Source organism: Candidatus Zixiibacteriota bacterium (assembly GCA_020853795.1).
GTDB lineage: Bacteria > Zixibacteria > MSB-5A5 > CAIYYT01 > CAIYYT01 > JADJGC01.
On record JADYYF010000174.1, the window covers coordinates 38885 to 46509 of the forward strand.

Sequence of the window (7625 nt, forward strand, 5' to 3'; positions counted from 1 at the left end):
ATTCTCCCCGTTGTTAGATTGCGATACGATATGAGAGCGCCAGGCTGCGCGGCGGCATCGGCATGCGCTCCAGCAGCTCGTAGCGCTGATCGAACAAGTTGTAGGCGGCCAGGCGAATCGTGCTGCTCGTCGGCCCGACCGCAAGCGTGTATTCCAATATGAGATCGTGCAGCGCGAAACCCGGCAGCGCCTTGGAATTCGCCTCACGAATGTAGCGCTCACCGGTGAAGCTGTAGCTGTAATCCATCCGCAACCTCTTCAGCAGCGCGGACACGGTGAGTCGTTCGGTGCGATTTGGTTTGAAGGGAATCGTGTTCCCGGCGTAACCCGAACCCGTTGACTCGTTCACGGCGTTCAGAGTGTTGCGCGTGTAGCTCAATTCCAGCCGGTGATTGTGAGTCGCCAATTTGATCTCGAACTCAGTACCGGAATGTCGGGCACGATCGAGATTCACCGGCCGGTACTTGCCGTCAAACTGCCGCCGCCAGACAATCATTTCGGCGAGACGGCTGGAAAACCAAGTGTTCCTGAATTCGAAAATAATCGGTGCTTCGTGGCGAAAAAAGAAGCCGAGATCGCGCGTAGCCGCTGTTTCGGGCTTAAGGTCGGGATTGGACTCGACGAAAACATCATCGCGCCAAAACAGCGCATCGAGCGGCGGAAGTCGATACGACTCAGCATAGCTCGCCTGCACACCAAGAACGAATGGCCGGCGCGTTCGCACGGCCGCACCAAGATACGGCGCAGCGTGGCTCTTATCATCGATACGATCCAGACGCCAGTTGCCCTCAAGCAACCCAGCAAGCCACCGATAAGCCGGCGACAGCCTGATCCCGCTGACGAAGGACTCGGTGCGCCGCCGTCCTTGCGGCAGCGAGCGGCCCGGCGTGACGAGATCGTCGTTGAAAAATGTCTCACCGGCAACTTCCCCACCGACGTGCGGCTCGAACCACGAGGCGACCGACGGACTCCAGTCCACGTGGAACCGCCGCAGGATCTGCAGGTAGTTCTTCTCATAAGGCAAATAAGCCTCACGATCGCGGAAGTACTGACCGATCTGACGAAGAGCAACACCGACCCGGAGGGCGGACGCATCATAGTTGGCTGCAAGAAGCAGATTTTCCCGCTTGGCAAGAGTTGCGCCGGTCGTCTCTTGAAAGATCGCCCCGGGCAGCCCGCTGTGGCTGTTGGCTTGTTGGATGATTACCGACAGCCGTTGCCAGCGTCGGGGTCGAATTGAAGCAAACAGCGAATAGGTGCGACGGAAGTTGTTGCGGCGCTGCAGTTCGCCGAGGTACGGGTGGGTGTAGCTGTAATCGTTCGTTTGCTGCGAGTAGTCATAGCTCAATGCCACAGCGGCGCCGAGGAGTTGTGCATCGGCCGTCGTAGCGGCAGCAGTCTGGTCAAAGCTCCCGCGCTGAAACGAAACCTGCACCGCCGGATCGCTGATCAATAGCGGCCGCCGGGTCGTGACACTCACCGCTCCGCCCAGACCGTTTGCACCGAAGCGCGCCGAACCGCCGGTCTTGACCACTTCAATGCGTTCGATACTCTCAATCGGAATTGTGCTGAGATCGGCGGCGCCACCATCGGGATTCAGGGGAACCCCATCAAGCAAGATGAGTACGCCTTGCGGTGAAAAGCCCCGCAGCGAGGCATACTGTGTGCGGCCATCGGATTCCAATTGCACACCCGTTTGCGCCAGGAAATCGCCGAGCGTACGCGCCGATGATGCCGCAATCTGAACTCGGCTGTATAAGACACTTCCCGGCGAAACGGAACGGCTGGAGGTAATCGTCTGCGTGGGCAACTCGATGGTGGTGGTCCGCACCCACAGCGACAGATCGATGCTCATGCCCTCGCGCAGCAGGATGCCCTCCCACTGCTTCGACGCAATGAACGCTGATTCGCAACGCACCGACATCACGCCCGGGGTGAGCCGCGAGAGCCGAAATCGACCCTGGGAATCTGTGGTGACAGTGACTCCCTGCGGAAGCGCCGTGACCAATACGCCGCCAACGGGCACTTCGAGCAGTGAATCGCGGACGACGCCGGTGATTTCCCCGAAGTCCTGGCACCGTACAGAGGTGACTGCCAGCAGCGACAGCAGGATTGTTGGGGCGGCAGCTGCGGCCAAGAAGTGACGCAGGCAGAATCGCTGCGGCAATGAGGGTGCCGCCGAGGTGCGTCGCGGAAAAAAGGCCCGGAAGAAGTCAGTCATACAACAACTCCACGGGCGGGCATGAAAAAACCGACCTGTGTCAAGTCGGTCAGGACCAACTCCTGAACCCGCGCAGGAATAAGTGAACGATGATGACTCTCGGCAGGTCTCCTGACTTGTCAGCTTCCAACCTACTCTCCCGCGCCTTCCCGGTTTCCCAGTGGCATGGTGGGGATTTCGTAGCTGCTTACAGTAGCGGGGCTGTGCGGGAATTTCACCCACTTCCCGATTAAGCTATTAGCGCCGAAAATCGTTAGCGATGTTGAAAGTGAACCTAAATCATCGAGTTAGCGCTGTCAAGCTGCTTTTTATTTCGTAACCGGCAACCAGCTTACTCAAACGGAGTATACACTGACTCAAGCTTTTGGACTTGCCTCCGACAGATGTCGGGTGTATTCTCGACGGATATTCGCAGGCACGTCCCAGCGGAGCAGAGTGGAGATCAATGACGGACACAACAGCCAAACCAGCCAATCGGGAACGAGCTTTCTCCCAGAGTCGGCTGAACTATATTGCCGAGCTGCATGACCAGTTGCGCCCGTTTCTTGCGGACGCCTCGCTGGCGGTACTGGTCTATCATCGCAAGCGTCTGGAACTCGAAATTCATCTGCTCGAGGCCGATGAGCGCAAGCGCTATTCGCTGCGGGACATCATCTCGACCGAATACGAACATTTCGCAGCGGAGCCGGAGATCGGCGACAGCCCGATCGTGGGTGAATTGAAAAAGCATTCTGCCTTGGAGGTCAACCGTCTCCGCAGATTCCCCTTTGAGGCAGTCGAATCAATCCCGGCAATGTTCCTGGTGTACGGCGGCGCGGGCTTCGAGCGTCTGGTTGAGCAAGTCGGTGAGAACCTCAGCGAGTACCAGCTGCGCCTGCGCAATGCCGTGCTGATCGATGCCCTCCACCGGATCGAACTCGAGCTGGAGTTGCTCCAGGAGACCGGAACGATCTTGTCGATGTCGATTCGGCTCGACGAGGTCTTCAAGAGCATCGTGGCGGCACTGGAGAAGCTGATTGCGTTTGACGCCGTTGGAATCTACATCCTCAGCCACAAGGGCGAAATGATCGACGAGCTGTTTTCGCAGGGGTATCACGAGGACGACACCCCGGCGCTGCTGCGCCTGAAAGCGGGCAAAGGTCTGGTCGGATGGGTGGCCAAGACCGGCGAGCCGGTGATTGTGCCGAACGTGGCCGAAGATCAGCGTTACGTCAAGACCCGCCAAACCACGAACTCGGAGCTGGTAGTACCCCTCTTCTCCGGCAACGAGGTGATCGGCGCCTTCAATCTCGAATCCGACCGACTCGACGCCTATTCCCCGTCCGATCTGGAGATGGTGACCGCTTTCGCTAATCAGGCCTCGGTGTCAATTACGCGTGCCAAACTGATTCAGGAGACGTTGGAGAAGAACAAGATCAAAGACCAGCTCCAGGTGGCGCGGGAAATTCAGAAGTCGTTCATCCCGGCGGTACCGCCGCGCTATCCGGGTTTCGATTTTGACGCCGTGAACATCTCGTCCGACGAGGTCGGCGGAGATTATTTTGACTTCATCCCGATTGTCGATCACCAGTTGGGAGTCACGATTGCCGATGTCTCCGGTAAAGGAGTTCCGGCGGCACTGATCATGGCCTCCTACCGGGCGTCGTTGATCGCCGAAATCCGCAACAACTATGCGATTCGCACAATTCTGCGCAAGGTAAACAACCTGATCTGCGAATCGGTCGAACGCGGGAAATTCGTGACGGCGGTCTATGGCGTGTTGGACGCCAAGAACCGGATCTTTACCTTTGCGAACGCCGGCCACAACCCGCCGATTCATCTGCGGGTGACCGGCGAGGTCGAATTCCTAACGACCGGCGGCTGGACGCTGGGAATCCAGTCGGACAAGGAATACGAGGAACGGCCGATACATATAAGGAGCGGTGACATCCTGGTGCTGTATACCGATGGCGTCACCGAAGCCGAGAATCCCCGGCAGGAATTATTTGGAACTGACCGTCTGGTCGAGTTGGTAAAATCGAATGGTAATCGCTCTGCCCGAGAAATTCGCGAGACGATCGTTGATGAGGTGATCCGGTTCCGCGATCCGGAGACGCAGCCGGACGACCTGACCCTGATGATTATCAAGGCCGAATGAATTTGACTAAACTCGACCACCGTGTTAGTTTCCCCTGGTTACCATCGAAAAGAGCGTCGTAAGAACGGAGACATAATGAACTTGAGAAAACTCTTGTCCCTCGGGCTGGCCGTCGTGCTGGCCGGATTCATGATGATCGGCTGCGGCAAAGACGATGAGCCGGTCGTCGGGGCTGGCGGCGACCGCGAGGTCAAGGTCGCGGCGGTGACAACTCCGCCCAATACCGGCGACATCATAAACGACCCGGTCTGGGACGACATCGACATCGCGTCGATCTGGATCGGGACGGACTCGGCTTACGGCAGTTACTTCGGCCCCGGTGTCGTCCGGGTGCAAGCCATCCAGGATGGCCAGAATCTGTACATGCGCTTCAATTGGGTCGACTCGTCGGAGACGAAGAAGCCGGGCCATTGGATCTTCCAGGAGGGCCCGACACCATTCCTTCAGGTCACCGACACCATCAAGGGTAAGAACGGAAACCAACTGCTCAATATCGGTGAGCGGCTTCGGAACCTCTGGGAGAACGAGGACGCGCTGGCGCTCTTCATCGACTACGGCAATAACGGTAGTGAGCGCGCCAACTGCGGTTCTACCTGCCATCTCAATACCCCCAATGACATCGGCGAAACGCACTATACCACGGGCGGCGGCAATATCGACTGCTGGATCTGGCGTGCCGGCCGAACCGATCCCTTCGGCATCGCGGAAGATTTCTTCTGGGGGGCGCAGCAGAAGTACGATCAGTTCGACGTTGCGCTGTACCAGCGCAATGCCCGCGACCTGGACACGAATTTCAGCGAGCCGCGGCTGATGCATACCTCCGGTCCGCTGTTCACCGGCGATCAGCTGTTCACACAGGACACGACTCTTTTGATGTTTGTCGGTCAGAACTGGCAACCGGGTGATCATATCTCCGGCTACATCTACAATCAAGCCTTCAACACGGGCAACAAGTCGCGCTATGACGTCAACGCTCAGGCGGAATACGACGCGCAGATGAGCCGCTGGAACCTCGTGCTGTGGCGCACGCTGGCAGCGCCGAATCCGGCGGAGGATGTCGCTTTCGAGGCCGGGCACTCATACGAAGCGACCCTCGCAATCATGCGCCAGAACATGCAACGGCATTCGGGATCGCAGCCGTTCACGCTCAAATTCGAGTAGCCTCGGAAACACGCGAACCAGCGATTCGTACTGATTACAGCGACAACGCCGCCGGCTGAAACGCCCGGCGGCGTTTGTCTTGCCGGCCACCCAATCATCCCTGCCCACGCCGGTGCGTTGATTTCATAGGTCTACACTCCGCCGAAAGGTGATTGCCAACGACCGAATCGTATACTAACTTTCACCAGGTTCGGACGCCTATTGATTTGGCGATTCACACGCAGGAGGAATGAAGATGCCGAAGCATAAAGTATTCTCGATGAAATTCGGGAGCGTCTACCCGATGTATGTTCAAAAGGCGGAACGCAAGAAACGCACCAAGAAGGAAGTTGATCAAATCATCTGCTGGCTGACCGGCTATGACCAGGCAGGATTGAAGAAACAGATCGAACTGGGAAACGACTTTGAGACCTTCTTTGCTCAGGCACCACGCCTGCATCCCAATAGCGCGCTGATCAAGGGCGTGGTGTGCGGGATTCGCGTGGAGGAGATCGAAGATCCTCTGATGCAGAAGATTCGCTACCTGGACAAGCTGATTGATGAACTGGCCAAGGGAAAAGCGATGGAGAAGATTCTGCGGCGGTGACGCGGCTGAAGCATTTTCGTTGATCAAGACCCCTTCAGCTATCATCGAAGACAACCAGCCGCGAGATGAGGGGCGACTGACGAACTATGTTCGGTAAGCCATGAATACAAAACTACCGATCGCAAAGAGCAAAATGCCGAAGATCACGGCAAAGCTAATCCATGCCCACTTCCTTCGTTCGGCACCTTTCATTTCTTCAAGTTCCTTGAAGTACTTCAGGTATTTATCACGCCTGAAGAGCAGCAAGTAGTTTACAATTAAGGATACAAGGACGAATCCACCCTCATGGTAAATCGAGAGTCTGTGACTATCCCGAAGAATTCCTTCGTACACAAGCGCAAGACCAAAGCATATCGCGAAGATCAGAATGCACATCAGGCCCCCTGCAAACGTAATGCTGAGACCGAAATCGGGTCTCTTGAATGCTTTATCTACAGCATCGTAGATGTGGTTAACTGTTACTCCTCGTTTAGCGTAGAAGTTCCTGACCAAAGGAATTCTGAGAATATGTTTTAATGGAACATACTTGTCAAAAAGTAGCCGGAGCTTATGATCGCCCCTATAGGCAAAATAGTAAACTATGTTCCAAAACTTTATCATAGACCCTCACACTGGTAATACGACCGCACAACAGCAGCACCCGGTTCGGAACCCCCAAGGCCGCCAAAAATTCCGCCTATAAGGCCACCGGCAATACCACCAATTGCCTCACCTGGAGTCGCAGTGATCCCCTGAAGTCAAGACAGATTCACGCAGCATGCTGGGTGGGCCATATGGCCGCGACTTCGTTAGGGGTTTTATAATCGAACACCTGATGAATGAGCTCCTGATCGCAAAAGTCGATATAGTAGTCCGTTGCCAGCCGTGCAGCAGTCTCACGCAAGAAAGATCAGCGCAAACGACAGCACGATATAGAGAATCACCAAGAATCTGCCAATCCGTCGGCTTCGCTCGGACTCGCGTTTGTACTGGCTCATGATCTTCTCAACCCGTTTTTTATTCAGGAACAGGACTGAGTTTGTGACAAAAAGGCCCAAGATTAAAGTACCAATTACGATCTTGTGATTATTCACAGAGCCCGCTTGCGAGGGAGGAAACAGCTGCGAATAGGCAGCGACAGCATACCATCCGTTAAACCACGTCATGGCCCCTATGGGCCCCCACTCGTTATTGCCTTTCCGGTTCAAAGAGCGTGACAGCTTGTAGAACAAGTAGTAATAAGGATTTATCATAGTAAAGACCCATCGTCAACGCAAGTTCTGCAGCTAGTCATAGCTTTTGAGATGGCAGCGGGGTTTCGACATCTTCCTTTTTTCACAACATCAGAGCTTACGACGGTGAATTATCACTTCCCGAATTGAAGGCGTCAAGCGGTTTGACGAAACCTCACGAAAAGACACCGCCGCCGGGTCGGATCGACCGGGCGGCGATTTTGTGTGCGTCAGATGGCGGTAGTATTCAACTCTGACATTGCGGTATGGATGAGATCAAGATCAATCGGCCGTCGCCGGTATTCTTGA

At 55.8% G+C, this 7625-nt stretch carries 5 protein-coding genes and 1 riboswitch; of the genes, 3 read left to right on the forward strand and 2 right to left on the reverse strand.

All coding sequences use genetic code 11. From position 1 onward, the window contains the following. Positions 1-13: 13 nt before the first annotated feature. A complete protein-coding gene (locus tag IT585_13500) occupies positions 14-2221 on the reverse strand; it encodes a TonB-dependent receptor (GenBank protein MCC6964263.1) in 2208 nt (735 codons plus the stop codon). Positions 2222-2304: 83 nt separating this feature from the next. Next, positions 2305-2484, reverse strand: a riboswitch (cobalamin riboswitch). A 182-nt stretch (positions 2485-2666) separates the two neighbouring features. Here IT585_13500 and IT585_13505 point away from each other — a divergent pair. From IT585_13505 to IT585_13515, 3 genes are all read left to right on the forward strand, one after another. Beyond that, the gene (locus IT585_13505; GenBank protein ID MCC6964264.1) at positions 2667-4358 is read left to right on the forward strand and encodes a SpoIIE family protein phosphatase; all 1692 of its coding nucleotides are present in this window, start codon (positions 2667-2669) and stop codon (positions 4356-4358) included. A gap of 75 nt (positions 4359-4433) precedes the next feature. Then, on the forward strand, positions 4434-5519 hold the full coding sequence (locus IT585_13510; GenBank protein ID MCC6964265.1) for a hypothetical protein: 1086 nt from the start codon (positions 4434-4436) through the stop codon (positions 5517-5519). Between the two features lie 235 nt (positions 5520-5754). Beyond that, positions 5755-6105 carry a DUF2200 domain-containing protein gene (locus tag IT585_13515; protein ID MCC6964266.1) on the forward strand — a complete coding sequence of 117 codons (351 nt, stop codon included), beginning with the start codon at positions 5755-5757 and terminating at the stop codon, positions 6103-6105. An 84-nt stretch (positions 6106-6189) separates the two neighbouring features. Here the strand turns inward: IT585_13515 and IT585_13520 are convergent, their stop codons facing one another. After that, positions 6190-6705 carry a hypothetical protein gene (locus IT585_13520; GenBank protein ID MCC6964267.1) on the reverse strand — a complete coding sequence of 172 codons (516 nt, stop codon included), beginning with the start codon at positions 6703-6705 and terminating at the stop codon, positions 6190-6192. Positions 6706-7625: the final 920 nt, after the last annotated feature.

Excerpts from the sequence above, each read along its gene's own strand:
- IT585_13500 (MCC6964263.1), bottom strand. The coding sequence starts at position 2,221 with ATGACTGACTTCTTCCGGGCCTTTTTTCCGCGACGCACCTCGGCGGCA.
- IT585_13505 (MCC6964264.1), top strand. The coding sequence starts at position 2,667 with ATGACGGACACAACAGCCAAACCAGCCAATCGGGAACGAGCTTTCTCC.
- IT585_13510 (MCC6964265.1), top strand. The coding sequence starts at position 4,434 with ATGAACTTGAGAAAACTCTTGTCCCTCGGGCTGGCCGTCGTGCTGGCC.
- IT585_13515 (MCC6964266.1), top strand. The coding sequence starts at position 5,755 with ATGCCGAAGCATAAAGTATTCTCGATGAAATTCGGGAGCGTCTACCCG.
- IT585_13520 (MCC6964267.1), bottom strand. The coding sequence starts at position 6,705 with ATGATAAAGTTTTGGAACATAGTTTACTATTTTGCCTATAGGGGCGAT.